This window comes from Methanoregula sp., assembly GCF_023227875.1.
Classification (GTDB): Archaea; Halobacteriota; Methanomicrobia; order Methanomicrobiales; family Methanospirillaceae; genus Methanoregula.
Genome location: NZ_JALOCH010000011.1, coordinates 25,170 through 51,897 on the forward strand (window position 1 = coordinate 25,170; position 26,728 = coordinate 51,897).

Sequence of the window (26,728 nt, forward strand, 5' to 3'; positions counted from 1 at the left end):
TTTCTTATCCGATCCGGATTACTGCTGCCGTTCTTTTTCCAGCGCCTTGATTACCGCATCGGTACTGTTACGGATCTTTTCTACGGATTCGCGGAACGCGATCACTTCCGACTCATCAAGCCTGATGGTGATCGGGAAGATGCCGTCATGGTTGATGCGGGCTGGTACCCCGATGCAGACATTACCGATACTATGCACTTCCTCATGGATGAATGCAGACACGGTCAGGATACGGTTTTCGTCGGACAGGACGGTCCGTACGAGAGTTGCAATAGCTTCACCGGGGCCGTATATCGTAGAGCCTTTGTTCTGGATAATCCGGTGGCCACTGCACTTCACAGATTCGATGAACTCCTTGACCGGTAAGTGCGCAAATTCCGGCAGGTTCGAGATCTTGATACCCCCAATCGTTGTTGCAGACCAGAGCGGCACGAGACTGTCGCCATGTTCCCCGATAATACGGGTATGTACCTCGCTGACATGGACATGGAAGTAAGAAGCAATTAAGGATTTAAGGCGCATCGAGTCCAGGTGCGTCCCGAGACCAAAGACCCGGCTTGGTTTCATTTTCGAGTATCTCAGGGCAACGCTGGTCATGACATCGACAGGGTTTGTGACAACAAATATCTTGGAATCAGGTGCAATCCTGCCAATTGTTTCGGCAATCGGGGCAACGATGCGTGCATTTTCGAGCGCCAGATCAAGACGGTCCTGTCCTGCTTTGCGCGATACCCCTGCTATGATAATGAAAATATCCGAGCCGACACCATCGTTCAGGTCGGTCGTCCAGTTGACCCGGGTATCGGTTCCCCGCGCAGCAAAAGAGTCGCCAAGGTCCTGGGTAATACCCTGGAGGATCGATTCCCGACCTTCCCGCCCATAGAGGAGGATCTCATTCACGTGCGGAATATCCGAAATTGCGTGGGCGGCAAACATGCCGACATTGCCCGTTGCACCGATAATGGTCACTTTTGCCATAGTAATCGTAAATGGGGACGTGTTCTCGGTCGACTGTACGTTTCTCTGTTCACCAAAGCATTCATCCTCCGCCCCGTTACCCCATGGGCGCCGGATGTCTGCGGTAAGTCTGCTCCCTTCCGGGCCTGAACCGGTCCCCGCAGCAACAGATCGCCATTCCCTCCGGAATTTTGATTTCTGTCCATCGACCTCATGGGACGAGGTTTCAACGTCAGAACGCACAGGATCCCAAAGGCCGTTGCAGCCTCGGTCAAACTTCGCCCCCCGCGTACCGACGGTTTCGGGTTACAAGTGACGCCGAGCCACCCGGGCTAGTCCCCATATACTTTTGTACACCGGTCAATAAAGGCTTGTTACCCTGCGCAGGAAAAAGCGAGCCTGTTTGGATCACTATCAAAAAGAGGGCGTTCACGGGATAAACACCTCGCCACCAACCCGTTCCTGCCATTCCCTCTGGATCTTCCCGGCCGCAACCTTGTCCTTCTTTTCAAAAATATCAAGGGCCGTCAGCGGGGACGATCCTGGCCGGAGGACGGACGCGAGTTCACGGAAATCACCCTGGTACACCTCGATGACCTGCGCCCCTTCGGTCTCCGCGATCTTCACGGGTTCCCGGACCACCGGGTGTTTTGCCATGTCATGGAGCTGCTCGAAGATCCTCACGCGGCTGATGGACAGGTACTCCCGGTTCACTTCAAGATTGAAGGCGGACCAGAACGCCGAGGCATACCAGGCATCGTTCATCACCACCCGGGGGACACCAAGGCATGCGGCAGTAAGGCCCAGCGTGCCCACGCCGGAACAGGCATCGATGAAGTATGGCACCGGGGGTGTTCCCACGTGCTGCTGCACGGACCGGATCTTCGGGTAGCCGGCCCGGGGGAACTCGATATGGACGAGCGACTGTTGCTTGTACATCACCAGCGGGCCGGTGGCAAGCGGAAACACATCTGCCCGTACGTCGCAACCGGCAAGGAGCTCGTACACCTTCGGGACCGAGTCAAGGCCGGCCGTGGCAATCCCCGGGACAAAATCGCCGGTCCTGACCACCCCCCGCAGCTCGGGGATCTCACGCACGAGACGTTCCGCGGTCTTTTTTGTTACCCGCGGGGAGAGGAGGACAAGGGATTTTTCCGGCAGGAACGGGGGCCTGTCCATCGCAAACCCGGGGTGAATGAGGGGAGATCCCGCCGCGATCAGCGGGTCCGTCGCTTTCAAGTCCCCTTCTTCGACCATGACCACCCAGATGTGGGCGAACACTTCATCGATGAACCGTTTGCCGCAGGAACAGGGCTCCCCGTACGCGGGCGACGGCAGGGGCATGCGCTTGTCCAGTGTCCGCATGCTGCACTCTGCGCACGGCAGGAACATGGTGGGCAGCGTGGCAAGGATGTCCTTTGCGGACTTCACGCAGTCCATTGCACACACGGGACACTTCATGTTGCTTCCTATGAAAGTCCCCCGATACAAAGGTTTTCAAATCGTGCTGCACGGAGACGGGCGACGGAAACGACGACCTGTGGGAAAAAGAATCAAAAACAGGCAGTGGGCCCGAAGGGATTCGAACCCATGACCGCCCGGTTATGAGCCGGGCGCTCTAACCGGACTGAGCTACGGGCCCCTAAACGCCCCCCACAGGGCTCGAACCTGTGACATTCGGATTAACAGTCCGACACTCTACCAACTGAGTTAGGGAGGCACGCGTCTTCGCGTCCTAATAGATTCTTTCTGAGTACTTTTAAAGGTAACTATGAGGTCGTGAAGGCGGAGGAGATTCTTCCCTTACGAAAAACCGCCGTTCTATTCGTCCCGCTTCATCGTTTCGAGCATCCGGATAAGTTCGTCCAGATCCTCGTTCTGGTGGGCAAACAGTTCAACGGTCCGGGTGGTCGCCACGGCACCATCGGGAGAGGCACGGATATAGCCCAGCTGCTCCAGCACGTGGAGGGAATACCGTATGCGGTGGGAGGGCAGGTCAAGCAGCTCGGAGAGTTTCATAATCCCGATTGGCTGGTGGTCAGCCACGGCACGTGCCACCTCAAGGTGGCGGATGACCAGTTCAATCTCGTCCTTCATCTTTTCGAGCATGCGCTTCCCCTCCCGTTCCGAGCGGTATTACCCCACGGTTTCCTCATCATCACTTTTATCCGGTTGCTCATGAAGCCATGCCTTTGTCTGAGTGTACCGTTTCCGGAAATCAAGAGAGAGGATACCGGCAACGATCAGCATGACCGCAATGAGAGGAATCCGGTAACTCTCCAGCCGCCCCGGCAGGATAAAAAATATGAGGACGGATACGGCGACAAGCAGGATGATGATATTCAGCTCCACAGCGAGGTGGTAGAATTTCCACCGGAACTGGTCTTTGGCATTTGCGTCCATTGCTTCAATGTCACCTCCGGAATAAAAGTACTTGACGTTTCACCGCATATAGTATGGACAGATGGATCCACTTTCCGATGCGATAAAGGAGAACGGGGCGGATGCCTACGTTATGTATGCCTCCTCGCGTGACGCCGATATGCGGTACCTGACGAGGTTTACCACGAGCGACCCGTTCGTCTATTTCAGGAAGCCGGGTGAAAAAGGCACGATCATCATCTCCCAGATGGAGGTGCTGCGCGCGTCCCGCGAGTCACCGGCAGCAGTCATGACCCGGACCGGGGCGGGTCTTCCGGATATCCTGAAAAAGGAGAAAGACCCCCTCCGGGCAACCGCGAAGATGATCGCAGGGCAGGCAGGAAAGAAGATCCTCGTCCCGCCCCAGTTCCCGACCGGGCTCACCCGTGCACTCGAAAAGTACTGCACGGTCCTGGTTGACAACGGGACGGTCATGTCCATGCGGGCGAAGAAGACAAAGGCGGAGATCGTGGCAATGCGGCGCGTCCAGAACGTGACCGAGACTGCGCTCGGGCTCGGCGTTGCGCTGATCAAAAAATCTACCGTAAGGAAAGGGATCCTTTACAGCAAAGGCACGCCCCTGACTGCAGAGCAGGTGAAGTTCACGATGCACAGCCACCTGCTCTCCTGTGGCTGCACCGCGGTCGACACGATCGTCTCGTGCGGAAAGGAGACGGCAATTCCCCACATGACCGGTACAGGCCCCCTCCACGCGGACGAACCGATCATCATCGACCTCTTCCCGGTTGAAGAGGCGAGCGGGTATTATGCCGACATGACCCGCACGGTGGTCAAAGGTGAACCGACGGATGAGATCCGCGAGATGTATGATACCCTGCGCAATGCAAAACAGCTCGCGATCTCACTCATCAAACCAAAAGTTACGGGAGCGGAGGTGTACCAGGCCGTTGTCGATTTTTTTGCCGGGCAGGGGTACGAGAGCGACACACGGGGATTTGTCCACAACCTCGGGCACGGTGTAGGTCTGCAGATCCACGAGCTCCCGACCGTGGGACCGGCGGGTAAAGCGCTCGTTGCCGGCAACGTGATCACGGTCGAACCGGGACTCTACTATCCCGGCACCGGCGGGGTCCGGCTCGAAGATATCGGGGCGGTCACCGCACGGGGCTTTGACAATTTTACGACATACCCTGAGGAGCTGGTCCTGTGAAGGACGATGTGTTTGACAAGTACCGCACGGCAGGCACCCTTGCCTCACGGATCCTGAAAGACGGGGCAAAGGAGATTCGTGTCGGGGTTTCTTACCTCGAACTGGTCGAGTCGATTGAAACCCGCGTGAAAGACGAGGGAGCAGCCCTTGCATTCCCGCTCAACCTTTCCTTAAACGAGGACGCTGCACACGACACCGCAGCTCCGGGGGACGAGCGGGTCTTCCGGAAGGGTGACGTCGCCAAGCTCGACCTCGGCGTGCAGATCGACGGGTACATCGCGGACACGGCAACCACCGTTGACCTCGGGAACAACTCCCTGCTCCTCGATGCCTCCTCAGAAGCACTGGAGGCCGCCATACGGGCAGTAAAGCCTGGTGTTAACGCAGGAGCGCTCGGGGCCGCTGTCCAGAAAGAGATCGAGAGCCGGGGGTACCGCCCGATCGCCAACCTCACCGGCCACGGGCTGGGCCAGTACCTCCAGCACGGCCCGCCAACCATCCCCAATATCGGTACGGGAGGGGGGGCCGTGATTGAAGAAGGGATGGTCTTTGCCATCGAACCATTCGCAACAACGGGGTGTGGTCGCGTAGGGGAGAAATCACGGATGGAGATCTACTCCCAGATCTCGGACCGCCCCGTCCGCATTCCGGCGGGCCGCACGATCCTTGAGAAGATCCGCGACCGCCAGGGACTGCCGTTCTCCCGCCGCTGGCTCGGCGAGCGAAAACTCGACCTCGCACTCCCGGCACTGGTCAGGTCCGGTACCCTGCATGCCTACCCGGTCCTCTCCGATATTGCAGGTTCCCTCGTCTCCCAGCACGAGCACACCCTCATCGTAACAGGCGATGGCTGCATCGTCACCACACGATGAGAAGCCTTATGCATTCCGGGGGAGATTAATTAAGGTTACAGCCATGTCTGGAGATTCTGATACCCTGCGCATAATGGAGATCGTTCTGACCGCCGAAATATTCAATCAGAACCCAGAGCTCGACATCAATGACCTGACGCCACCGTGCCGCGAGATCTTCGGTTCAACCGGCACCGCCGATGCCAAGCGCCCGGTCTTTGTCAGCGACGGACTGATCAAACGGACCCTCTCGATTGCCGATGCCCACACGAAACTTGCTTCCAACCCGTTCATCGCCTACGAGGAGTTCGGGCAGCGGATACGGATCACTGCCCTTGACCCGGCAGCGCAATGGTTCCTCAAGCAGGGCGGCAAACCGCTCGTAGAGAAGAACCCGGCGCTCGCCTTTTATTTCGAGAAGACCGGCTCGAACGGAGGCACGTACGCAACAGTCCGTAAGGCCAACCCCCCGTATGAGGACACCAAGGCGTACCTCGATGCAAAGATCTCGAAACTGGTCAGCGAGGACGAGAAACTCAGGGGGGCACTGGACCTTGTCATCGTCAGCGCTCCGGAAGAGATCGAGCAGCATATCGACGACCTTGTCTGCACGCCCGACCAGCTGGCGCTCATCGGCAAGCTCCAGCATGCCCTCGACCACCGCGAGTTCCTGCACCGCCACCGGATCTACGAGATCGGCAAGCTCCTTTTCGTTGGCCCGCCCGGCACAGGGAAGACCTCGCTCGCCCTTGCGATGTCCCGCACCATGCACATGCCGGTCCTCGAAGTCCGCCTCTCGATGGTCACATCCCAGTACCTCGGTGAGACCTCCAAGAACATCGACCGCATCTTTGACCTGGCGAAGCAGCTCTCGCCCGCGATCCTGTTCGTGGACGAATTCGATTTCGTGGCAAAGAGCCGCACTGCCGACGACCATGGCGCAATGAAACGGGCGGTCAACTCGCTCTTAAAGAACATCGACCGGATCAACATGGTCAAGAACGGCGTACTGATGATCGGTGCCACCAACCACCCGCAGCTGCTCGATGAAGCGGCATGGCGACGGTTCGACGAAGTGGTGGAGTTCTCCCTCCCGGACGAAGAGATGCGGAAGAACATCCTCAAGAAGGTGACGTCGACACTCCACTGCTCTGTCGACTACCAGGCCCTGGCGAAAAAGACCGAAGGGTTCTCCGGCTCTGACCTTCGCATGATGATCAAGGAGGCGATCCTCTCGGCGCTCATGGACAAGCGGCAGGAGATCACCGAGGCCGATATCAAGAAGGGCGTCACCATGGTCCGTAACCGGGAAGCAATCCGGCACCAGAACTGGTTGTAACATGAAGATCACGCTGCTCGGCACCGGCGATGCAGTCGGAACACCCCGGATCGGGTGCGACTGCCCCCAGTGCACGCACGCGAAATCGACCGGTGCCACCCGGCTGCGGACCTCGCTCCTGATCGAGAATGAAGGAAAACATCTCCTCATCGATTCGTCACCGGACCTGCGGCAGCAGATCCTCCGGATCGGTTCGCCCCATATTGATGCGGTAATCTGGACCCACGGGCACTACGACCACTTCATCGGATTTGGCGAGTTCTACCGGGTCCAGAACATTCCTCCGGTTTTTGCGGCAGCACCGGTTCTCAACTATTGCGTGGATTACTTCCGTTTCCTCAATTTTGACAAGATTGTAATCGAACCCTATATGCCGTTCAATATCTTCGGCATCAAGGTCACACTCTTTGTCGTAAGACACCCGCCGGCCTTCACCTGCGGCATACTGTTCGAGACGAAGGAGTCACGGGTCGGGTTCACTTCCGATACCAACATCGACATCCCACAGGAAAGCCTCGACCTTCTCGGAGACCTCGACCTCCTCCTGCTCGATGCGATCGTACCATCGAGCATCAGGATCGCCAAGCACATGAACTACCTTGACGCCTGCAGCCTGGCCGCGCAACTCGCCCCTGCCGATTTCCGGTGCGTGCACATGAGCCACATGATGCCCTGGGACCTCCCCCATACCGGAAAGGACGGGGATACCTTCGAATTTCCCTGACCTGTTTCCGGGCCACGGGTCCGGCGGGCGGTAGCAGCACAGGGCGACCCATACCTTAATACTTTTCAGGTGCCCAAACATAGGTGCATGATTGTAAAAGTACTCGAGCTCGAGAAAGACAAGGTGCGGCTCATCGTCCAGGGAGAGGGGCACACGTTCATGAACGCCCTTGTTGAAGAGATCTTAAGCGACAAGGACGTCGATGTCGCACGATACAACATCGAGTTCCAGTTCTCGGACCCGGAACTCCTCGTCACCACCAAGAACAAGAAGAACCCCCTGCCCATCATCAAGAAGGCCTGCAAGCGGATCACCAGCAACTGTGACGAGCTCATCAAGGGGATTAAGAAGGCCAAGGCCTGATCCCCGGGCCATTTCTCTCCCAAATACTTTTTTCATCACCCTTACATTACCATCATTCTTCCGGACTGCCGTCCGTGGGAATGCATGATAAAACCCGGTACGGTTCACGAATTGCGAGAACCATTCAACAGAGATAAAAAAACTATAAAAAACGAGGCGGGGTTATTCCGCCCGCTCGGTAAAGACGATGGACCCGGAGATGCGGGAGATCTTGATCTTCACCTGCTGGCCGGGTTTGGAATTGGCCACGTACATGATATACCGGCCCATCTTGACAACCCCGTCGCCCCGCTTTGAGATCGACTGGATCTCGACATCCATGACCTGGCCTTCCTCGAGGTTCTCCGATACCGGCTCTGTCCGGGCCTTCCGCTTCCGGACCGGGCGGTGACTCCCGCAGGCATCGCAGCGGAGGATCATGACCCGGTCATCCTTCACGAGCCGCGTGTCGGGCTTGCCGCATTCCGAGCAGATCACGTAGTCATCGACATAGCTCTTGATGATCGCCTTGATGAGCGGGATCTCGAACTTCCCGTTGAAGATCGCACGGTTCCCGTCGATCTTGCCGCTGGTGCCCAGTTCGCCGAGCAGGAACTTCATCAGGTGGTCAGGTTCGCGGCGGACCTTCCCCACGATATCGGTAAAGTTTTCAAGGACGGTCGTCTTACCTTCGACATAGGCCTTTGCCTCGGGAACTACAAAACGTTCCGAGGACTCGGTCCTTTCCGTGATATTGGAATATGCCTGTTTGAGGAGTTTTTCATACGGGTCCGTCATAATTGTATACAATAATGGCGCCGGCTGACAAAAAGGCTTTCCCCGGTACAACCGGGAGCCAGCGGGAGCCAGGAACTGTTTTTTCAGGGATGATTACGGGTCAGCACAACCAGGCATAGAACGGGGTTACACGGGGGGTAAATCCTTGACAACGACAGAGACAAGCTCCTTGGTCTTCTTCTCGTTCTCGATATCGTTCTGGTGAATATTTGCATTCCCCACGCATTTCATGCCACGTGCCTCGATCCATTTCTGGAAGAGCTCCGCTGTCTGACCGGGCTTGCCCCCGTGCGTACAGAACGCCGTTGCTTTTTTCCCCTCGCACCCATTCAGAGCGTCGATCGCAGCATGGATCGCAGGAGTTGGTTTAAACGCCCAGACCGGTGAACCGAAGATCAACTGGTCGTAACCGGATACATCGATCGATGCCGGTTCAATCTCGGTCTTCTCCTCCATTTGTGCCTTTTTGCACCAGACAAGGAACCGGGTCAGACGGTTATAGCCGGCCCGGTCCGTGATATCGATCAACTTCCCGTCACATGCCGTTGCGATGTGCTGGGCCACTTTTCGGGTGTTGCCGGTCTCGCTGTGGTAGATGATGCAGACGTTCATTGTGGTAGTATAGGCAACAGGGATTAAAAAACTATGAATATAGTAATGCCGGTTTACAGAGGGAATAGCAGATCATTAATCAGAAAGAAAAAGGGGGTTTATTACTTGTACCGTGAGGGGTCCATCCCCGAACGGTGAAGGGCAGTAATCCCAAAGGAATTACTGACGGAACTGCGGCATCATGCCGCGGACTTCCCTGCCCACTTCCTCGATGAGGTGATCCTCATCAGCATTTGTCAGCGCAGTGAACATCGGGCGGTTCACCATGTTCTCAAGCATCCATTCCCGGGCAAACTTCCCGCTCTGGATCTCCTCGAGGATCTCCGCCATCGCCTCGTAGGCTTCCGGTCCGATGACCCGGGGCCCGCGGGTGAGGTCGCCGTACTGCGCCGTGTTACTGATGTACTTGCGCATGTTGGTGAGACCTCCCTCGTAGATGAGGTCAACGATCAGCTTCAGCTCGTGGAGTACCTCGAGATAGGCCATCTCCGGCTCATACCCGGCATCGACGAGAGTCTCGAACCCGGCCTTGACAAGGGATGTACAGCCCCCGCAGAGCACGGCCTGCTCACCGAACAGGTCGGTCTCGGTCTCCTCGCGGAACGAGGTCTCGAGAACGACGGCCCGGGTTGCACCGATCCCCTTTGCATAGGCAAGGGCGATCTTGTGGGCATTGCCACTCGCGTCCTGGTGGATGGCGATGAGGGCCGGGACTCCCTTGCCCTCCTCGTACTGCCGGCGGACCATGAACCCTGGACCCTTGGGCGCCACCATGATCACATCCACATTTGCCGGGGGTATGATCTGCCCGAAGTGGATGTTGAAGCCGTGCGAGAACATGAGGCACTTGTTCCCGGTGAGGTTGGGCTGGATATCATTCTTGTACACCGAACCCTGCAGCTCATCGGGAACAAGGATCTGTACGACATCGGCGCTCCTGACCGCATCCGCAACCTTCATCACGCTCATGCCGTCCTTGACGGCGGCATCCCAGCTCTTCCCGGGGCGCAGACCGATGACGACATCAAGCCCGCTGTCCCGTAAGTTCAGCGACTGGCCCCTGCCCTGTGACCCAAAACCGATCACGGCGATCTTCTTACCCTTCAGCACGCCGAGATCCGCATCTGCCTCATAATATTTCTTTAACATAGATGATCCCTTTGATATCAGCAACAAAGCACATAAATATTATATAAAAAAACTAAAGAGTCACACGAAAACCCCATTGGATGCGATGACCTATTACCCGCACACCATCTGATCAGATAGCCGATAAATCATTCAACAGGGAACTGCCGGACATCCAGGCCTCATCTCCCGATGTCCGTATCAACCTCACGCGGGTCGGCGTGAAAAACGTCAAGAAGCTCGTTGAAGTCCACAGGAACGGGAAGCGCCCGGTCATCTTCATATCGAACTTCGATGTCTATGTCGACCTGCCTGGCAGCCTCAAGGGCGCGAACCTCTCGCGCAATTTCGAAGTGATCGACGAAGTCCTTCAGCAGGCGATCGACGGCGATGTCAGCCAGATCGAGCAGCTCTGCAGCGTAGTCGCCCGGAAACTCCTCGACCGCCACGAGTATGCCGACCGGACCGAAGTGCTGATGCGCAGCGAGTTCATGGTCAAACGCGAGACCCCCATCAGCCACACTACCTGCCACGAGGTTGTGAAGGTACATGCTCGGGCGATTGCCCGACGGACGTTCCGTTCCCCGATCGTGCGGAAGAGCATCGGCGCAGAGGTCACGGGTATGACCGCCTGCCCCTGTGCCCAGAATATCATGAAGGAGCGCGCCAGCCGGGTCCTTGAAGGGCTCGATCTTAGCAAGGACAAGATCGACGAGTTCTTCGATGCGGTTCCCATGGCCACCCACAACCAGCGCGGCAAGGGGTTCCTCTGCATCGAAACTGACGACGACCAGCACGTGGATCTTGAGAAGGTCATATGGATCCTCAAGGAATCGATGAGCAGCGGGATCTACGAACTCCTGAAGCGTGGCGACGAAGGTGCCGTGGTGCTCGCCGCGCACAAAAATCCGCGGTTTGTTGAAGACTGCGTACGGGAGATGGCGAAAAAAGTACTGGCCGAATTCGAGTACCTGTCCGGTGATTCCATGGTCACGATCAAACAGACCAACGAGGAGAGCATCCACCAGCACGATGCGTATGCCGAACGAAAAGCCACGATTGCCGAATTGGTCGATGAACTGAACGGGGATAAGCATAATTCCGACTGAATTGTGTTTCAAAACCCGGATAAATAATTAAGAACTTAAAAAAATTACCTTTTATTTTATGAAGCCGGCGCCGGTTTGCGCCGAATATTCCGGAACGGGCGATTCTGGCTCCGGGGACTTAAAATAACCTTAATTTATGGCGTTTCCCGCCGTGAAATCATTTCATAAAGATTATAAAACGGATGGTACAAGATAGAGATGAACGTACTTTGTACGCTCACCTATCTCTAGAGATGAGAGATGTATAGAGTAATTTTGTATTGTAGTTCGAACAACTCAACATAAAATGAGGCGATAATATTGTCGAAAGTTGTAGAGATTTCCCCAACCACAAGACATGAGGGACACTCCAAGCTGACGCTCAAGGTCAACGACCAGGGCATCATCGAGACCGGTAACTGGTGTTCCATTACACCGGTCCGTGGAGTTGAGAAGCTTGCCGTGGGCAAAACCCCCGAGCAGGTACCCAAGATCGCGTCCCGCGTCTGTGGTATCTGTCCGATAGCCCACAACCTCGCGGGCACTGAAGCAATGGAAGCATCGATCAAGTGCGAGATCCCCCGGGACGCACTGCTGCTCCGCCACATCCTTCAGCTCGCGAACCGCTGTCACAGCATTGCACTGCACGACATCCTGATCCTGCCCGACTTCTATATCCCGGGTACCGAGACCAAGATCAACCCGTTCACGGCAGAAGAGCCGGTCCGGACTGTTGCAAAGCGGATCCAGAGACTCCGTGAGATCAGCCAGACCATCGGCCAGATCGCCGGCGGCGACTGCATCCACCCGCGGAACACCCGTATCGGGGGTATGTACCGCAATGTCTCCGAGCAGGCCAAGACCAAGATGTACGACCTGGCAAAGGAAGGACTTGTCCTTTCCCACGCCCAGTCAGAGTTCATGATCGCGGTCATCCGCAACTACCACAAGAGAGACTTCGTTGACGTCGGCGGCATGAAGGTCCCGATGCCCAAGGATCTCGGTTTCCACGACCAGGGCTACCTTGCAACCCACTCGTTCTATGGCTCCTCAAGCCTTGACGAATGCCCCAGCTGGGACATCCGCCGGTTCAAGGAAGCACGGCCATGGGACTGGTACATGGGTGAGATGGAGATTTCCCTCGAAGAGCCCCGTTACCCGATTGGCGGGACCACCAAGATGGGAACCAAGGTCAACCCGCAGATGGAAGCCTGCACCGGTATCCCGATGTACGACGGCCAGCCCGTTGAAGTCGGTCCCCGCGCCCGCCTCGTCACTTACAAGAACTTTGACGAGAAGGGAACACAGGGCCAGAACATTGCCCGTGAGATGGAATACCAGGACTGCTTCTACGAGATGATCGACTGCCTCGACGAGCTCAACACGAGCGGAAAGGTCGTTGCAGACTACATCCCCGACGGCGACGGATCCCTCGGCTGGGCATCCAACGAAGCCCCCCGCGGTACCGATGTCCACATTGCACGCGTCAAGGACTGGAAGGTCCAGTACTTCAGCATGCTCGTTCCGACCACCTGGAACTTCGCGACCTGCAGCAAGGCACTCACCGGTGCACCCTGGCAGCTCGCCGAAGTTATCATGCGCGGATACGACCCCTGTGTATCATGTGCAACCCACATGATCGTAGTGGACGAGGCCAACAAGGTAGTGGCTCAGAAGCTCATCCAGTGAGTGTAACCTGATGCTGTATCCGGAGATCGTGATAGCAGGGTGTGGAAACCCCCTGTTTGCCGATGACGGCTTTGGCCCGGCAGTAATCGAAGAGATGGAGAAACTCTCGCTTCCCGACAACGTAATGGTAGTCGATGCGGGCCTTGGAGGCCCGCACTTTATTTTTACGCTGCTCGACCCGGAAGTGACGAAGAAACTCGTTATCGTCGATATTGCCGATTACGGGGCAGAGCCGGGGTCCATTACCAAACTCCGCGTCGAGGACCTGCCGCCAGGTGCGTATCGTGACGCCCATTCATGGGATCTCACCGAACCGCTCCAGCGTATCAAGGACCGGGTTGACGTAACGGTCATCGGGTGCCAGCCGGCAAAGGTTACAGCGCCTGAATTCGAGATCGGCCTTTCTGACGAAGTTCAGGGAGCAATTCCGAAAGCGATTCGGGTGATACTGGAAACAATAGGAGTGGATTATGGGACTACTATCAATCTTCAAGAAGAAGGACGCCAGCGTGGAACCGCAGAAACCTGCAGCTCCAAAGACCGCTAGCGCAGCACCAACAGCAGCAGTAACTAAAAAGGAGGTTAAGCCTGTGGCAGACAAAATTACATTGGGCTACACCCACCTCAGTGGGTGCACCGGTTGTACTGTAGCATTAGCAGACAACTATGCCGGATTATTAACGCTCCTCGACAAATACGTCGACCTTAAGTATATGCCAACACTTGCAGACGCAAGGCACGTCCAGAAGGTAGATGTATCGTTCGTCGAGGGTTCAGTCTGTATTAACGACAAACTCGCAGTTCAGGAACTCAAGGAGACCCGTGAGAAGTCAACAATCGTCGTCGCCCTCGGCGGCTGCGCCTGTTACGGCAACATCACCCGGTTCTCCCGCGGTGGCCAGCAGAACCAGCCGGCCCACGAGGCATACCTGCCGATCGGCGACCTGATCAAGGTGGACGTGTTCATCCCCGGATGCGCACCGACCCCCCAGATGATCAGGAACGTCGCGGTCATGGCATACCTGCTCCTCAAGGGAACCAAGGAACAAAAGGACCTCGCAACTGCATTCCTCACTCCGCTGATGAAACTCACGGAGAAGAACGAGGCATGCTTCTGCGAACTGATGACCCAGGTCATCAACCAGGGCCTGTGCATGGGTTGCGGAACCTGTGTGGCAGCATGCCCGGTCAATGCAATCACGATGGAGTACGGCAAGCCCAACGGCGAGCGCGACCTGTGCATCAAGTGCGGCGCGTGCTACAGCCAGTGCCCACGGAGCTGGTTCAGCTTTGACGTGGTTGAGAACTATGAGGCGATCAACGAGGCCATAATGGCGGCACTCCAGTGAAGGTGATTGAAATGGGAGCAGAACTCGGTAAATACAAATCATGCGTCTCAGCCCGAAGCACCGACAAGGAGCTTCTCAAGTGCGCCCAGGATGGCGGTATTGTTTCCTCGCTCTTTGCATTTGCACTCGACGAGGGCATCATCGACGGAGCAATCGTTGCAGCAACCAAGGAGTTTGCAGCAAAGAACCCGTCCAAGGTCATTCTCGACAGCACGAACTTTGACATGATCGAACCCTGGAGACCAATCCCGGCGATCGTCAACACCAAGGCTGAGCTGCTTGCAGCAGCCGGAACCAAGTACAACATCAGCCCGAACGTTGCACTCTTAAAGGAAGCAACCCGGAGCTTCGGCCTGGACAAGGTCGGTATCGTCGGCACCCCGTGCCAGATGCAGGCTGTCCGCAAGGCACAGTTGTACCCGATCGGCATGAGGGATGTCGGCGCGAGCATTGCGCTTGCAGTCGGTATCTTCTGCATGGAGAATTTCCCCTACCAGAGCATCCTCCAGCTCGTGGAAGACCACGCGGCTATGAAGCTCGAGTCCGTCAAGAAGATGGAGATCGGCAAGGGCAAGTTCTGGGTATACGGCAAGCGCGGACAGGTCGTCCAGCTGCCCCTCAAGGTGACCCACAAGTACGAGCAGCCCGGCTGCCACGTCTGCCTTGACTATGTTGCAAACCTGGGTGACATCTCCACCGGCTCTGTCGGCAGCCCCGATGGATGGAGCACCGTCTTTGTCAGGTCCAAGATCGGAGACTCCGTCTGGGCAAAGGCAATGGCAGCAGGTGTCTTCGAGACCCAGCCCATCGAAAAGGTCAAGCCCGGTCTTGAACTCGTGTCCAAGCTCGCAAACGAGAAGATCACGAAGAACAAGGCAACCCTCGAGGCCCGCAAGACCTTCGGTGTCGGCAAGGCTCTTCGGAACCCCTACATCTAAATTTTTTACACTTTTTTCAACGAGATTTTCCGCTGGGATAGAATCCCCTAGCGTTTGCTATGCCCGCAGCATCTGCGGGCGCGTGGGGGTTTTAATTCTTATTCCTGACAGACAATCTCCGTCGTGGACACTTCGTTGGTGAGAAGGTTTCTGACCTGAAAACCTCTCAATTATTATCTTCCAGTAAATTGCCCCGTTTGCCAATCGGAGCCCTATTTGAAAAACCGGCTTTCTGATAGTCGCGTTTTTTTACGAATTATAGCATAGTGTTTTTAAAAGGCGGTTGAATTGAGGGTATTTTGCCTATCTATGCGTGTTTAAGGCCCTAAAATCCGTCCAATTGTTACCTTTTGGATGAGCGACTACTGCCGGAACAGCAGTAGGAACTTGAGAAGAATGCCGGGGGCATTCTTCGAATGATCCTCTGGAACTGGATTTCTTGGGAAAACGCCGTCCGGACAAATGGCGGGGGGATGAAATTGAACGGCTAAGTCCCGAGGGCAGGTGCTAATTTTTAAATGGAGTGCATGAGCCATTTATGGTAATCATTTCAGGACGAGTCTGTCGATCTCTGATTGCCACGGACACTATAGTTTCCATCGCACTTTTCACGTAACACCCGGTCAAAGTGTTCGATCGCATCATAGTCCGTAAAAAAACCGTGAGTAGATGTATCGGATAACAGGGTACTAACACCGGCTGGATTTTTCTGACGCCCCTGAGGTCTCTTTGTAACCAGATACCTCTTGATGGTTCTGCGCTGCGGGTTCTGAACAACAACCTTTTCGATCCGTTGCACCCGGTATTGGCAGGAGAAGAAAGGTCCGTGGTAAATCCGGCGTAAAAAACCGGATATCGCTGGTGCAGAGCATTCATCCAGATCGAAATAGGTCCGGAATTCGTTGACTGTGACCCAGTGCTGCGTTTTTCCCGACTCTTCCATAAACCTTTCAAGGAGGAGGGGAACATCTTTATTACGTGCCATAAGCAGGTTCCGGTTGTCTTGTTTGTTTCTGTTTTACAGCGGAACCCCTCCGCAGAGTCACTAGGTATCGGCACTTTCTCGGATCGGAGGGGTTTTCACCTTCTTCACGGGTGATACTTACAACAATGAAGGGGAAACACGCAAATGGGCCGGCCTTCAACCGGCGCAAAAACCCGGAGACCGTGTTACACTGGTACCGCGTCAGCCCGAACCGGTCACGGAGTTCCTGTACGGTAACCCACCGTTCCTCCGTTGCGTTCTCTTCCATGTACGTCTCAAGCAGTTCGGGAATGCCCGTATATCTTCTCATGTTTGGAGGTCCTTTTTTTGCCAGAAGTCGCTGTCACGACCCAATCCGGTTTACCAGGTTTTCCATCACGGGGTCTACGGCCTTAATGCATACACTCATGATCGGGACCGTGAGTGCAGCTGCTCTGTCCCGGGATGATCTTTCCCGAGAGGAAGTCCCGGATAACGGTATCGATCGCTCCGGAGATCCCCAGGAAAACTTCGATATTGTTGGCGCAGAACAGTTCCACTGCCTTTGGCCCCATTCCCCCGGCAAGGACATGGGTGATCTCATGTTCGGAGAGGAATACCGGGAGCCTGCCCGGCTCATGACCGGGGCTCTGTAAAATATTGGAACTGCTGATCTTCCCGTTTTCGATGGTGAAGACCGCATATTCGCTGCAGTGTCCGAAATGTTCAGACACATCGTTCCCTTCTTTAGCAATAGCGACTTTCATGATCATTCCTTTCCCCGGGTCAATGCCAGCGGCGCCCTCCAGCAAAGACCCTCCCCTTTCCGTATCCGCACGGTATTCCGCCCCGCCCTGCACCATACCATGATGCCTGTGAGGGGAGCTGATCCGGTTTTTCTCCTGAGGTTACTGCACCTTCTGGTGCTTGCATCGGTGACGGTACGGCTTTAGGCTGCACCGGTCCAAACCGGCATCTTCCAAAGCCCCGCCCGGCCATCTGCCTCATTCCACGGGGCCCGGTTCCATCCATTCCTGGCATATGATTCATCTCCCGGTACCGTTGCAGGTACCATATTTACTCATATGCGCATAAATACTTAAAAGAGTAGGTTGAGGAATATTTTTATTCACGGGAGGAATGACGGAACCAGCTTGATGAATAACTAATCGTATGCAAGCCGGGTCATCTCATCCGTGAGCGTTGGCGCGATCATCTCGTTCCTTGCTACTGAATCCCACGAGCCGAGTTTCTGGTGTGTCAGGTAATATTTCTGGGGAATCGGGTGCGTGCCGACAACGACATCCATGACTAGCCGGCAGGATCGCCCGTTCCTGTTCCGGTCACTCTGGGACAACGCCCGCCTCCGCTTTTCGGGCAAAGGGTCTCATCCCGTTTCGGGCAGTTCCCTTTAAGCTTGCGCGTACATCCTTCCATCTGGATAGCTTTCCCATTGATGATGGCATCCGCAATCTTATGGCGTGCCTCATGGATATCCCTCCAGATGGTCTTCCTTGAAACGCCGAGAACGACTGCTGCCTCTTCCTGTTCAAGATCCTGGTAGTCGATCAGGTTCAGTGCTGCAATCTCTTCCGGCAGGAGCAGGACCGCCTCGTTCCCTTCATTCGAGTTACACTGCGGCGCATAACATTGCCCGGATGGACCGCCTTCGAGTGACCGGTTCATTCGGGGCCGGCCCCTCCGCCGGCAGCATTCTTTGTTCTCACCGGTTGTTGTCAAGGTTCGTCAGCTCCCATTCAAGTTTGGCTGCCAGTATTTGAATGGATTGCGTTGCCGGGGATGCACCGGCATCCGTCACGGGAATCCCTGCCCGCACCGCTTCGATGACCGCATGATCAAAGGGGATTGTCCCGACAAGGGCAATCTTCTCTTCGCAGCAATATTCCAGGATATCCTTCGTGAGTGCGGGATCCAGATCGTAGCGGTTGACCGCGACAAAGATCCGGGGCCGGAACTGGCGGCAGACGGTTACGACCCGTTTGAGGTCGTGGAGTCCAGAGACACTCGGTTCGGTCACCACCAGTACCGCATCCACACCACTGATGGTTGAGATGAGCGGGCAGCCGGTTCCGGGCGGGCCGTCGATCAGGAAGAGGTCGCAGGCCCGGTCCTGTTCCATGGCCATTTTCTTGACGGCGTGGACGAGCAGCCCGGAATTGCCCGCACCCGGCACGAGCCGGGCGTGCACAAGGTGTCCCCTCGAGGTCTCCGAATAGAGGATCTCACCAGTCTGCCGCGGCTGCATGGCGACAGCCTTGACCGGACAGACAAACATACAGACGGCGCACCCCTCGCAGCGGAACGTATTCACCCGGAAGGTATTACGAACCCAGTCAACTGCATCGAACCTGCAGTGCGCCTCGCACTCCGTGCACTTCACGCAGGCTACGGGGTCGATGAACGCAGATTTCATGCCAAAGAACGGCTCCTTCCGGATCAGGTGCGGGCTTATAACAAGTTCGAGGTTCGCCGCGTCCACGTCGCAGTCGGCAAGAACAAGGGTTCCTTTCAGCAGCCGGGAGAGCGCGGCGGTTATCATCGTCTTGCCTGTGCCGCCTTTTCCGCTGATGACCGCAAGCCGGATCATCCATCCACCCCGGTAAGCGCCCTGCATTTTGCGAAGAGGGCCCAGAAATCCTTCTGCCATTCCGGCTTGACCCTGCAGAGAAGATCGCCCCTGCTCTGGATGGCGGCGATCTCGCGGTCAAAGGGGACCGTCATCATGACCTCGAGATCATGGTCGGTGCAGAACCGCAGGGTCTCACGGTCGTTCCCGTCGCTACGGTTGATGACGATGCCGGCGGGTATGCCCAGCCGGGCAGCAACATCCACGGCAAGCTGCAAATCATGCAACCCGAACGGCGTGGATTCCGTGACAAGGATACAGGCATCACAGCCTTCCAGTGCCTCGACCACCGGACATGAGGTGCCCGGTGCCGTATCGAGGATCACCACAGGACCCCGTGCGGCGTGTTTCTTTGCGTCCCGGATAACCGGCACCGCGTGCGGGCTGCCCTCATCCAGTGTTCCCGAGACCAGCGTCAGGCCGGGCATCGGTGCAGAGGTGGAAAGTGTCCCGATCTTTTTTGGTTCTTCGCGAATCGCGTTCTTCGGGCAGACGAGCCTGCACCCGCCGCAGGAGTGGCAGAGCTCGGGAAAGAAGAGGACGCGGTCGGGCAGCACGGTGAGCGCACCATACTGGCAGAACTTCCCGCACTTCCCGCAGTGGTCGCAGAGAGACTCGTTGACCACGGGTACCGGCATGGTGACATCACGTGTCGTGGCAGGTGCCGGGAAGAAGAGATGGAGATTTGGCTCCTCGACATCGCAGTCAACAAGGGTGACCTGCCCGGTCCAGGCAAGCGTGAAGGCGAGGTTTGTCGCCATCATGCTCTTGCCGGTACCGCCTTTCCCGCTGGCAACTGCAAGTTTCATTGTTTCCCTTCAGGAAATTTTCCGGACAATTCCATGATCGTTTATCCCGCCGTTCATCATGTCATGCAAATTGTTCAAGGGTTTTTTTTGTGAATTGATCGAATGCATCCCGGACCGATGTACCGGTGCTGTAGATATACATGGTAATCCCTGCTGCTGCAAGGACTTCCCGTGCGTTCCCGCCAACCTGTCCGGTGACCAGTGCCTTGACGTTGTTCGCGATGAGAACCTGGGCGGCCCGGGGGCCAACGCCTCCCCCGCCATCGGCGAACGGGTTCTGGATTGCCTCAAAGGATCCGTTCTCGCTCTCGACAAGGATAAAATACGGTGCACGCCCGAACCTCTCTTCTGTCTGAGAGTCCAGCGTCGTCCCTTTTGCGGTGAAACATATCTTCATGATTGCTCCTTATTTTTACTCATATGCGCATAAATAATTTAAACTATCACATCATACACAAAATTCCCAAAAACACTGATGACTTCGAATATTCCCAGGTCCCGGTCTATTCGTGCGTCTTGTTTTAGTATCAGGAGTTACGTTGACAATGCCAGACCCCATTGATAATCCTGAATCGTGTACTTATATTCCGGTTGGAATCATTCATTCCCCGTTTTCCGATATTGCCGGTATGCCTATCCAGCCAAGCGGGGCACGGGGAATCCGGGGCACCATCGAGATCCGTCCGGAATTTGTCGCAGGTCTCACGGATCTGGAAGAATTTTCCCACGTTATTCTCATCTATGCACTCCACCGGTGCAGCGGGTATTCCCTGGAAGTAAAACCCTTCCTTGATCCGCAGCCCCACGGTATTTTTGCAACGCGGTCGCCCAAGAGGCCGAATGCCATCGGGTTGTCGATTGTCCGGCTCGCTGGTATCCAGGGATCCACGCTGGAGATTAAGGGGGTGGACATCCTTGACGGGACGCCGCTCCTAGACATCAAACCGTATGTGCCCGCGTTCGACTCGTACTGCGAGGCGAAGGCTGGCTGGTTCGACGCGGTTTCCCATAATGCGACCACGGTCAGGTCGGATGACCGGTTCCGGTAGGCCCTCATTCCACTGGAGTCGTTATGACAGTATCAATCGCGTCTTTCACCCTGCCCGGGCCCGTGTACATATGGAGCAGGATACCAGCACCTTTCAGGAGAGTCCTCGCGTTATCGCCGATCTCTCCGGTGATGACGGCTTCAAGCCCGTTCATTTTCAGTAACTGTACCGTATTCCGGCCAACCCTGGCATCACTGATAACAAACCCGTTCCGGATCGCTTCCGATGTGCCCGTCCGGGTATTATAGAGAATAAAGTAGGGTGCCCGTGCAAAATGGCGTTCGAAAGTACTTTCCAGTGTAGGGCCCCGGGCCGTGATACAGACTTTCATGATTGTTTCCTTATTTTTACTCATATGCGCATAATTGGATAAAGGTATAGATACCGGCAGATACAGGAGGGAGTGTGTCTTCAGATCCTCCGGATCTGTATACTAACCAACTGCACTCTACCTGCCGACAAGGGTGGAGAAAACCGGCAGGGATCCCCGGTTCAATTCCGGTCCGGGTAACGATTCGGCGCGAATACGATGTTATAATAATCTTCCCGCAGGACTGTTGATCTATTATGACCCAGAAAGAGACATTCCACGGGGTCCCAGGCATCCTGCGCCCGTTCAAGGAATTTGTTGAGAAGAACGGGTTGAAGAAGGGCGACCAGATCGTCTATTACGGCGTCCCGGGAACATGCATGCCGTTTGTCGAGCTCCTGGCGTTTGCTCTCCGTTCACTTGAACTGGAACAGGTCTTCGTACCCTTCGTGGACGAACACCGGGCAACAAGGATCTGTCATGTCGACAATGTGGGCATGCAGGCCCGCTGGGGTGCTGTGACGTTCAAACCAAAAGCCATCGTCATCATGGGCGGGCTCTCGATGCCCAATGTACCTGTGAAGGCGGAGCAGGTAAAAGCGGTGATTGGCAAACATGCCGGTGCACGGGTAATCGGCGTCTGCTTCATGCACATGTTCGAGAAAGCCGGGTGGCTGAACACGGTCTCCTTCGATTGCCTGATCGATGCAAACATCGATCCCGTGGAAGTTACGATATAACAGTGGTCGGGTTGACGCCCACATCAGGGTCGGGAGATCTCCAACATGAACCCTCTTTTTCCCGTGGTATTTCTGACCTGCAAACCCCTCAAATAAAATCTCTTCTAAAAACGCTCCGTTTGCCAATCGGAGCTCAATTTGTAAAACCAGTTTTCTGATAGTCGCGTTTTTTTGCGAATTATAGAATAATGGTTTTGAAATATCGTTGTATTGGTCTTATTTTCCTTATAAGGAGGTCATTTTGGGCTCTAAAAAACGACTAATTGTTGCCTTTTGGATGAGCAACTACTGCCGGAACAGCAGTGGGAACTTGAGAAGAATGCCGGGGGCATTCTTCGAATGATCCTCTGGAACTGGATTTCTGTGGAAAAGGCTGGCCGGGGTAACCGACTTGACATCAGTCTAAGAGGTCGAGAAAATTTCCACAGAAATCTTCGAGTTTGGCAGGGGGTCGGATCCGGGGTCCCTACCCGGATTCATCACCATCTGCTTTGCAACGTGTATGTATAATGGCAGGATGTATCACTCCAGGAACCAGGGCATCATACCCATCTTTCCGCTTCACGAGATACCGGCACTTCAGCGGATCCGATGGATTAAGCCGCACTTCGTGTTCGATCCTGATCACGATATACGGGAACCGGCCGAACGATCCGTGCTCAAGACGCCGTAAAAAACCGGAGACGGTGTTGCACTGGTACCGGGTCAGCCCGAACCGGTCGCGGAGTTCCTGTACGGTAACCCACCGATCATTTGCTCCCTGCTCCTCCATGAACTGCTCCAGCAGTTCCGGTATCCCGGGATATTTTCTCATGGTGGGGAGATCTTTCTTATAGACCTGTCAGGATTTTATTCCGGTTCAGACTCGATCTCTGCAACAAGGCGCTCCATCACGGAGTCCACTGCTTTCCAGGTCGGGGAATCCGCGTGCCGGAGGATATAGGGCCGGCCCTCATCGCCGGCTTTTACCATCTCCGGGTCCAGCGGGATTGCCCCGAGGAACGGGACGCCGAGGTCCTCCGCTGCCTTCTTCCCGCCACCAACACTGAAGAGGTTGACGATTTCACCGCAGTGGGGGCAGACCATCCCGCTCATGTTCTCAATGACGCCGATGACCGGCAGCTCCAGTTTCTCGATGAACTTTGCTGCCTTGGTCGCGTCCATGACCGCCACATCCTGTGGGGTTGTGACGATGACCGCTCCCCGCACGTTCGGGGCGAGCTGCGCGATCGTGAGCGCCTCGTCCCCCGTACCGGGGGGGAGGTCAACAACAAGATAGTCAAGTGCTCCCCAGTTCACTTCCGCAAGGAACTGCTGGATTGCGATCATCTTCATCGGGCCGCGCCAGACTACCGGGGAGCTTGTATCGGGAAGCAGGAACGCCATCGAGATGACTCCCAGATTTCCGGTTACATGGACCGGTTCAATAGCGTTTGCAAGAACCGCCGGCCGCTGGTCCTCGATCCCGAGCATCTTGGGGATGTTGGGGCCGTGGAAGTCGAGGTCGAGCAGGCCAACCATTTTACCATGGTTTGCAAGGGCAAATGCAAGGTTCACGGAGACCGTGGATTTGCCTACCCCGCCCTTCCCGCTCAACACGAGGATGACGTGCTTCACATCGATTTTTGCTTTCGGGGGCAGCCCTTTGGGTGCCGCATTCGGCTGTGCAGACGGGCAGGTCTCGCAGTTATCAGTGCAGTTCTCATCGCAGCTATTCTCTTGTTTCGCGGGTTTTTTTGTCATGATATCAATATCTCAAAAAATGTGCAGGGATCGTTTGTCCCCGTATCAGTTCCTCTTCTCTTCCTCGGTCACCTGCGCCAGGATCGCCGCGGTCGGGCCGATATCAATGATCTTCCCGCCCCGCATGAGTGCCAGCCGGTCGCAGATATCGCGGACGAAGTCCATGTCATGCGAAACAACAATAAACGTCTCGTCCATCTCGTCACGGGCATTCAGGATCGAGTGCTTCACGTCCTGCTTGGTTATCGGATCCATCGTGCCGGTCGGCTCATCGAGGATCACGAGGCGCGGCTCCCGGATGAGCACCTGAGCTAAGGCGACCCGGTGCCGCTCGCCATCGGACAGTTCTCCCGGCAACCGGTTCAGGATCTCCTTTGATTTTTCTTCCGTGAACCCCGCCATCCGGAGCGTAACAACCGCTTTCCGGATTGCCAGCTCCTTGGGGAAATCCAGCCCGATCGAGTCGGTGAGATTATCAAGCACCGTGCGGTGGGGGAAAAGGTCGTACTCCTGGTGCAGGAGGCCGATGTACTCCTTGGCCCTGCCCCGCTGGTCGATGCCGGGTTTCGTCATGTCCACCCAGTCGTCTCCGATAAGAATGTTCATCTCACCGCTCGTGGGCTCGATGATGCCGGACATGATCTGCGCGAGTGTGGTCTTGCCCGCCCCACTCTTCCCGATGATGCCGAAGATCTCTTTCTTTGCCACATCGAACGTGACCATATTCACCGCTTTGACAACGCCACGGTCTACCGAGACATAGCGCTTGGTTACATCCCGGGCTGATAGGATCTTCTCTCCCAGTTCCACGGGCTCTGAAGATTCGATCTCATGGTAGTCTTTTGCAAACGAGCGGATCACGATCTTTGGCGAACCGATGGTGGCGATTTCGCCATCGACAAGCAGCATTGCACGGTTCGCCATGTCCTCGATTACCTGCGAGAAGTGCGAGGTGACGACCATGCCCATCGTGTTCTTCTTTGCCGCCTGAAGGAGCATCCCGTGTACCAGCCGGGCTGTCTCCGGGTCGAGAGTTCCCGTGGGCTCATCAGCAAAGAGCATGGCCGGGTTCTTCGCCAGCTGCCGGGCAAGAACAACCCGCTGCTTCTCGCCGCCGGAGAGGTCGCGGGCGATATGCATCATCCGGTGCGAGAGCCTGACCTGGTCGATGAGGTCGGCAGCCCGGTTAATCGCGTTCTCCTGCGGGTAATTGATGTCATCGAGCGCGTGCAGCACGTTCTCGATCACCCGGTCGTCTCCATAGAGTGCGAACGTTCGCTGGAACATGATTGCGGTCCGGCTCATGACCCGCGATTTCATGCCGTTGCTCTTCTCATCCCAGAGATTGACATCAACAGCCACGAGGTCTCCACCACACTCGGGACATTTTCCTCCTGCCCGGCTCTGCACATCCATAAAAGAACAGCGGTCGCAGGCGGCCATGTGGTAGACGATGGAGCCTTTGGTAGGTGGCTGTTCGACGCCACGGAGGAGGTGCATCAGCACGCTCTTCCCGGCCCCGCTCCTCCCGATGACGCCGATGATCTCCCCTTCGGGGATCTCGAACGAAACATTGTTTAAGACCCGCGTGTCATCGAAGTCCATACAGAGATCGTGGACACTGATGAAAGGTTGTGGCACGGTCCTGTTCACCTCGTCGCGGGTTTCGCAGCATTCAGGTTCCGGGCTGAATAATCCGGATCCTGCTCTTCCTGCAGGCAGCCTGTGGCGACCTTTTTACAGGATCCTGTACCCCTCCCGATAACCCGGCCCCGTTTCAATGGCCCGGTCCCGTCATAGTTCGGCATAGTATTCCCTCACTTCACAGGGAATTATTACACATATGAGCATAAAGATTTAAGGATCGGGATCACAGGAACGTATGTGGAGCGGGCGCCGTCATGCATCTCCCGGTCACCACCAGTGTCCCGGCATGCCGGGCACCCGGCCCGTGAAAAAAGAAGTCTTTCTTAATGCTGGCCCGCGTTATCCTTCGGGCATTTCGGGCACCGGCCTTCAGCAGGTTTTGTACAGCCAGCCATCTCAATACCCTTGCCATTGACGAGTGCATCGGCTATTTTCCGGCGTGCTTCGTGGAGATCGCGCCACGCGGTCTTGCGCGAGACTCCAAGTTTCTCCGCTGCCTCTTCCTGTTCGAGCCCTTCGAGATCAATGAGCCGGATCAGCTCGATCTCTTCAGGCTGGAGCGAGATCCCCTGCCCTTCCTCCGCATGGCAGCAGGGCTTATAGCACCGCGACTCGGATGCCGTGGCAATGATACGCCTCACGCGTGGCCGTCCCCGCCGCGGGCATTCATTCACATCAATGCTCTCATCCGCTGTCATGGATTGTTCCTGAATACTAGTGTGTGTGCGAATAGTATAATTTGATTACCGGATTGCCGGTTAACTATTCCGAATCGGCTTATCTATGGTTTTTCTGTGCCGGCCGTTCCTGCACAAGATATTTTTTAATGATCCGGTATGGAGGGGCCGTATCCCGGAACTTTTCCATCCGGGCTACCTTATACGGGCAGGAGATGAACGGGCCGTGGTGGATCTTCTGTAAAAAACCTGATAATGCCGGCCCTGCCGATTCGTCCAGCTGGAAAAACAACCGGATTTCCCTGACCGTAACCCAGCGTTCGGCCGAACCGGTTGCCTCCATGTACTGCTCCAGCAGATCGGGGACTTCCGGATGTCGGATCATGACGGGTCGTTGTGTGCGATTCTTAAAAAAAAGATGCGTCCTTAATGACACCGTGGGCCATGGCCGCAACGGTGGCGGGCTTCTTTTGCGGCCTCACCGGAACCGCAGCAGCAGGAATCTCCGAATTTCAGGTCAGACGTGCAGGTATCCCGGTGGCTGGGGGAACCCGGAACTTCTTCGTGCTGCTCGCCGCAGGCACAGGTGTGCAGGATAGTGGATTTGTTCTCGTTGCTGGATTTTCTGGCATCAGTGGATTCTGGTTGTGTATTGTCTGGCATTGGTTCACCAACCGTACGGTGGCCGTACGATAATTACTCATATGCGCATAAATCATTTAAACCATTGGAACC

35 protein-coding genes, 2 tRNA genes and 1 other RNA gene are annotated in these 26,728 nt (G+C 55.9%); 12 read left to right on the forward strand and 26 right to left on the reverse strand.

Annotated elements, in window-relative coordinates:
- Nucleotides 1–18 precede the first annotated feature (18 nt).
- From M0R30_RS11325 to M0R30_RS11355, 7 genes are all read right to left on the reverse strand, one after another.
- Nucleotides 19–978, reverse strand: coding sequence for a malate dehydrogenase (locus tag M0R30_RS11325; protein ID WP_292546938.1), 960 nt, complete (start codon nucleotides 976–978; stop codon nucleotides 19–21).
- Nucleotides 979–989: 11 nt separating this feature from the next.
- Nucleotides 990–1,300: signal recognition particle sRNA (ffs, locus tag M0R30_RS11330), an RNA gene on the reverse strand.
- An 86-nt stretch (nucleotides 1,301–1,386) separates the two neighbouring features.
- Nucleotides 1,387–2,418 carry a hypothetical protein gene (locus M0R30_RS11335; protein ID WP_292546940.1) on the reverse strand — a complete coding sequence of 344 codons (1,032 nt, stop codon included), beginning with the start codon at nucleotides 2,416–2,418 and terminating at the stop codon, nucleotides 1,387–1,389.
- A gap of 106 nt (nucleotides 2,419–2,524) precedes the next feature.
- Nucleotides 2,525–2,599: transfer RNA gene (locus M0R30_RS11340), tRNA-Ile, on the reverse strand.
- 5 nt (nucleotides 2,600–2,604) lie between these two features.
- A tRNA-Asn gene (locus M0R30_RS11345) sits at nucleotides 2,605–2,677 on the reverse strand.
- A gap of 101 nt (nucleotides 2,678–2,778) precedes the next feature.
- Complete coding sequence (locus tag M0R30_RS11350) at nucleotides 2,779–3,066, reverse strand: hypothetical protein (protein WP_292546942.1); 288 nt, start codon at nucleotides 3,064–3,066, stop codon at nucleotides 2,779–2,781.
- Nucleotides 3,067–3,093: 27 nt separating this feature from the next.
- Nucleotides 3,094–3,360, reverse strand: coding sequence for a hypothetical protein (locus tag M0R30_RS11355; protein ID WP_292546944.1), 267 nt, complete (start codon nucleotides 3,358–3,360; stop codon nucleotides 3,094–3,096).
- A gap of 61 nt (nucleotides 3,361–3,421) precedes the next feature.
- Between M0R30_RS11355 and M0R30_RS11360 the strand changes: the two genes are divergently transcribed.
- The 5 genes from M0R30_RS11360 (at nucleotide 3,422) to M0R30_RS11380 (ending at nucleotide 7,826) form a co-directional block, all read left to right on the forward strand.
- Nucleotides 3,422–4,549, forward strand: a complete 1,128-nt coding sequence (locus M0R30_RS11360; RefSeq protein WP_292546945.1) for a Xaa-Pro peptidase family protein — start codon at nucleotides 3,422–3,424, stop codon at nucleotides 4,547–4,549.
- On the forward strand, nucleotides 4,546–5,421 hold the full coding sequence (gene map, locus M0R30_RS11365) for a type II methionyl aminopeptidase (protein WP_292546947.1): 876 nt from the start codon (nucleotides 4,546–4,548) through the stop codon (nucleotides 5,419–5,421). The genes M0R30_RS11360 and map overlap by 4 nt, the downstream gene beginning before the upstream one ends.
- Before the next feature lie 43 nt (nucleotides 5,422–5,464).
- The gene (locus tag M0R30_RS11370; protein ID WP_292546949.1) at nucleotides 5,465–6,739 is read left to right on the forward strand and encodes an ATP-binding protein; all 1,275 of its coding nucleotides are present in this window, start codon (nucleotides 5,465–5,467) and stop codon (nucleotides 6,737–6,739) included.
- A gap of 1 nt (nucleotide 6,740) precedes the next feature.
- Nucleotides 6,741–7,463: an MBL fold metallo-hydrolase gene (locus M0R30_RS11375; RefSeq protein ID WP_292546951.1), complete on the forward strand. Its 723-nt coding sequence runs from the start codon at nucleotides 6,741–6,743 to the stop codon at nucleotides 7,461–7,463.
- Between the two features lie 87 nt (nucleotides 7,464–7,550).
- Nucleotides 7,551–7,826: a DNA-directed RNA polymerase subunit L gene (locus tag M0R30_RS11380; RefSeq protein WP_292546953.1), complete on the forward strand. Its 276-nt coding sequence runs from the start codon at nucleotides 7,551–7,553 to the stop codon at nucleotides 7,824–7,826.
- Nucleotides 7,827–7,988: 162 nt separating this feature from the next.
- Here M0R30_RS11380 and M0R30_RS11385 read toward each other — a convergent pair whose 3' ends face one another.
- The 3 genes from M0R30_RS11385 to ilvC form a co-directional block, all read right to left on the reverse strand.
- Nucleotides 7,989–8,603, reverse strand: a complete 615-nt coding sequence (locus M0R30_RS11385) for a translation initiation factor IF-2 subunit beta (RefSeq protein WP_292546955.1) — start codon at nucleotides 8,601–8,603, stop codon at nucleotides 7,989–7,991.
- Between the two features lie 126 nt (nucleotides 8,604–8,729).
- Nucleotides 8,730–9,215, reverse strand: coding sequence for an NAD(P)H-dependent oxidoreductase (locus M0R30_RS11390; RefSeq protein ID WP_292546957.1), 486 nt, complete (start codon nucleotides 9,213–9,215; stop codon nucleotides 8,730–8,732).
- A 159-nt stretch (nucleotides 9,216–9,374) separates the two neighbouring features.
- Nucleotides 9,375–10,364 carry a ketol-acid reductoisomerase gene (gene ilvC, locus M0R30_RS11395; protein ID WP_292546959.1) on the reverse strand — a complete coding sequence of 330 codons (990 nt, stop codon included), beginning with the start codon at nucleotides 10,362–10,364 and terminating at the stop codon, nucleotides 9,375–9,377.
- A 92-nt stretch (nucleotides 10,365–10,456) separates the two neighbouring features.
- Between ilvC and mptA the strand changes: the two genes are divergently transcribed.
- From mptA to frhB, 5 genes are all read left to right on the forward strand, one after another.
- Complete coding sequence (gene mptA / locus M0R30_RS11400; protein WP_292547084.1) at nucleotides 10,457–11,452, forward strand: GTP cyclohydrolase MptA; 996 nt, start codon at nucleotides 10,457–10,459, stop codon at nucleotides 11,450–11,452.
- Between the two features lie 300 nt (nucleotides 11,453–11,752).
- A complete protein-coding gene (gene frhA, locus M0R30_RS11405; RefSeq protein WP_292546961.1) occupies nucleotides 11,753–13,120 on the forward strand; it encodes a coenzyme F420 hydrogenase subunit alpha in 1,368 nt (455 codons plus the stop codon).
- Nucleotides 13,121–13,130: 10 nt separating this feature from the next.
- Nucleotides 13,131–13,667, forward strand: coding sequence for a coenzyme F420-reducing hydrogenase, FrhD protein (frhD, locus tag M0R30_RS11410; protein ID WP_292546963.1), 537 nt, complete (start codon nucleotides 13,131–13,133; stop codon nucleotides 13,665–13,667).
- Nucleotides 13,668–13,710: 43 nt separating this feature from the next.
- On the forward strand, nucleotides 13,711–14,469 hold the full coding sequence (frhG, locus tag M0R30_RS11415; RefSeq protein ID WP_292547086.1) for a coenzyme F420 hydrogenase subunit gamma: 759 nt from the start codon (nucleotides 13,711–13,713) through the stop codon (nucleotides 14,467–14,469).
- A gap of 11 nt (nucleotides 14,470–14,480) precedes the next feature.
- Entirely contained in the window at nucleotides 14,481–15,407 is a 927-nt protein-coding gene (gene frhB / locus M0R30_RS11420) for a coenzyme F420 hydrogenase subunit beta (RefSeq protein ID WP_292546964.1), read from the forward strand.
- 550 nt (nucleotides 15,408–15,957) lie between these two features.
- Here frhB and M0R30_RS11425 read toward each other — a convergent pair.
- The 8 genes from M0R30_RS11425 to M0R30_RS11460 all read right to left on the reverse strand — a co-directional run bounded on the left by M0R30_RS11425 (nucleotide 15,958) and on the right by M0R30_RS11460 (nucleotide 20,224).
- The gene (locus tag M0R30_RS11425; protein WP_292546966.1) at nucleotides 15,958–16,392 is read right to left on the reverse strand and encodes a hypothetical protein; all 435 of its coding nucleotides are present in this window, start codon (nucleotides 16,390–16,392) and stop codon (nucleotides 15,958–15,960) included.
- Complete coding sequence (locus M0R30_RS11430; protein WP_292546968.1) at nucleotides 16,382–16,702, reverse strand: hypothetical protein; 321 nt, start codon at nucleotides 16,700–16,702, stop codon at nucleotides 16,382–16,384. Before M0R30_RS11430 ends, M0R30_RS11425 begins: the two co-directional genes overlap by 11 nt.
- 82 nt (nucleotides 16,703–16,784) lie before the next feature.
- Nucleotides 16,785–17,183, reverse strand: coding sequence for a NifB/NifX family molybdenum-iron cluster-binding protein (locus tag M0R30_RS11435; RefSeq protein WP_292546970.1), 399 nt, complete (start codon nucleotides 17,181–17,183; stop codon nucleotides 16,785–16,787).
- A 353-nt stretch (nucleotides 17,184–17,536) separates the two neighbouring features.
- Complete coding sequence (locus M0R30_RS11440; RefSeq protein WP_292546972.1) at nucleotides 17,537–17,680, reverse strand: hypothetical protein; 144 nt, start codon at nucleotides 17,678–17,680, stop codon at nucleotides 17,537–17,539.
- A 2-nt stretch (nucleotides 17,681–17,682) separates the two neighbouring features.
- Nucleotides 17,683–18,111, reverse strand: coding sequence for a DUF134 domain-containing protein (locus tag M0R30_RS11445; protein ID WP_292546974.1), 429 nt, complete (start codon nucleotides 18,109–18,111; stop codon nucleotides 17,683–17,685).
- On the reverse strand, nucleotides 18,095–18,979 hold the full coding sequence (locus tag M0R30_RS11450; protein WP_292546976.1) for an ATP-binding protein: 885 nt from the start codon (nucleotides 18,977–18,979) through the stop codon (nucleotides 18,095–18,097). The genes M0R30_RS11445 and M0R30_RS11450 overlap by 17 nt, the downstream gene beginning before the upstream one ends.
- Nucleotides 18,976–19,827: an ATP-binding protein gene (locus M0R30_RS11455; RefSeq protein ID WP_292546979.1), complete on the reverse strand. Its 852-nt coding sequence runs from the start codon at nucleotides 19,825–19,827 to the stop codon at nucleotides 18,976–18,978. Before M0R30_RS11455 ends, M0R30_RS11450 begins: the two co-directional genes overlap by 4 nt.
- A gap of 61 nt (nucleotides 19,828–19,888) precedes the next feature.
- Nucleotides 19,889–20,224 carry a NifB/NifX family molybdenum-iron cluster-binding protein gene (locus tag M0R30_RS11460; protein WP_292546981.1) on the reverse strand — a complete coding sequence of 112 codons (336 nt, stop codon included), beginning with the start codon at nucleotides 20,222–20,224 and terminating at the stop codon, nucleotides 19,889–19,891.
- 148 nt (nucleotides 20,225–20,372) lie between these two features.
- Between M0R30_RS11460 and tsaA the strand changes: the two genes are divergently transcribed.
- Nucleotides 20,373–20,876, forward strand: coding sequence for a tRNA (N6-threonylcarbamoyladenosine(37)-N6)-methyltransferase TrmO (tsaA, locus tag M0R30_RS11465; RefSeq protein ID WP_292546983.1), 504 nt, complete (start codon nucleotides 20,373–20,375; stop codon nucleotides 20,874–20,876).
- 4 nt (nucleotides 20,877–20,880) lie between these two features.
- Here tsaA and M0R30_RS11470 read toward each other — a convergent pair whose 3' ends face one another.
- Entirely contained in the window at nucleotides 20,881–21,207 is a 327-nt protein-coding gene (locus M0R30_RS11470; protein WP_292546985.1) for a NifB/NifX family molybdenum-iron cluster-binding protein, read from the reverse strand.
- A gap of 236 nt (nucleotides 21,208–21,443) precedes the next feature.
- Here M0R30_RS11470 and M0R30_RS11475 point away from each other — a divergent pair, with 236 nt between their 5' ends.
- Complete coding sequence (locus M0R30_RS11475; protein ID WP_292546988.1) at nucleotides 21,444–21,926, forward strand: DUF2124 domain-containing protein; 483 nt, start codon at nucleotides 21,444–21,446, stop codon at nucleotides 21,924–21,926.
- A gap of 466 nt (nucleotides 21,927–22,392) precedes the next feature.
- On the opposite strand, the gene M0R30_RS11480 is transcribed toward M0R30_RS11475, so the two are convergent.
- The 7 genes from M0R30_RS11480 to M0R30_RS11510 form a co-directional block, all read right to left on the reverse strand.
- Nucleotides 22,393–22,740, reverse strand: a complete 348-nt coding sequence (locus M0R30_RS11480; RefSeq protein WP_292546990.1) for a hypothetical protein — start codon at nucleotides 22,738–22,740, stop codon at nucleotides 22,393–22,395.
- A gap of 35 nt (nucleotides 22,741–22,775) precedes the next feature.
- A complete protein-coding gene (locus tag M0R30_RS11485; RefSeq protein WP_292546993.1) occupies nucleotides 22,776–23,669 on the reverse strand; it encodes an Mrp/NBP35 family ATP-binding protein in 894 nt (297 codons plus the stop codon).
- A 45-nt stretch (nucleotides 23,670–23,714) separates the two neighbouring features.
- Complete coding sequence (gene atwA, locus M0R30_RS11490) at nucleotides 23,715–25,310, reverse strand: methyl coenzyme M reductase system, component A2 (RefSeq protein WP_292546995.1); 1,596 nt, start codon at nucleotides 25,308–25,310, stop codon at nucleotides 23,715–23,717.
- 8 nt (nucleotides 25,311–25,318) lie between these two features.
- On the reverse strand, nucleotides 25,319–25,477 hold the full coding sequence (locus M0R30_RS11495) for a DUF5320 domain-containing protein (RefSeq protein WP_292546998.1): 159 nt from the start codon (nucleotides 25,475–25,477) through the stop codon (nucleotides 25,319–25,321).
- 162 nt (nucleotides 25,478–25,639) lie between these two features.
- A complete protein-coding gene (locus M0R30_RS11500; protein WP_292547000.1) occupies nucleotides 25,640–26,014 on the reverse strand; it encodes a DUF134 domain-containing protein in 375 nt (124 codons plus the stop codon).
- 79 nt (nucleotides 26,015–26,093) lie between these two features.
- Nucleotides 26,094–26,378 carry a hypothetical protein gene (locus tag M0R30_RS11505; RefSeq protein WP_292547003.1) on the reverse strand — a complete coding sequence of 95 codons (285 nt, stop codon included), beginning with the start codon at nucleotides 26,376–26,378 and terminating at the stop codon, nucleotides 26,094–26,096.
- Nucleotides 26,379–26,419: 41 nt separating this feature from the next.
- Nucleotides 26,420–26,656 (reverse strand): hypothetical protein, encoded by a 237-nt coding sequence (locus M0R30_RS11510; protein WP_292547005.1) that lies wholly within the window; start codon nucleotides 26,654–26,656, stop codon nucleotides 26,420–26,422.
- Between the last annotated feature and the right edge of the window lie 72 nt (nucleotides 26,657–26,728).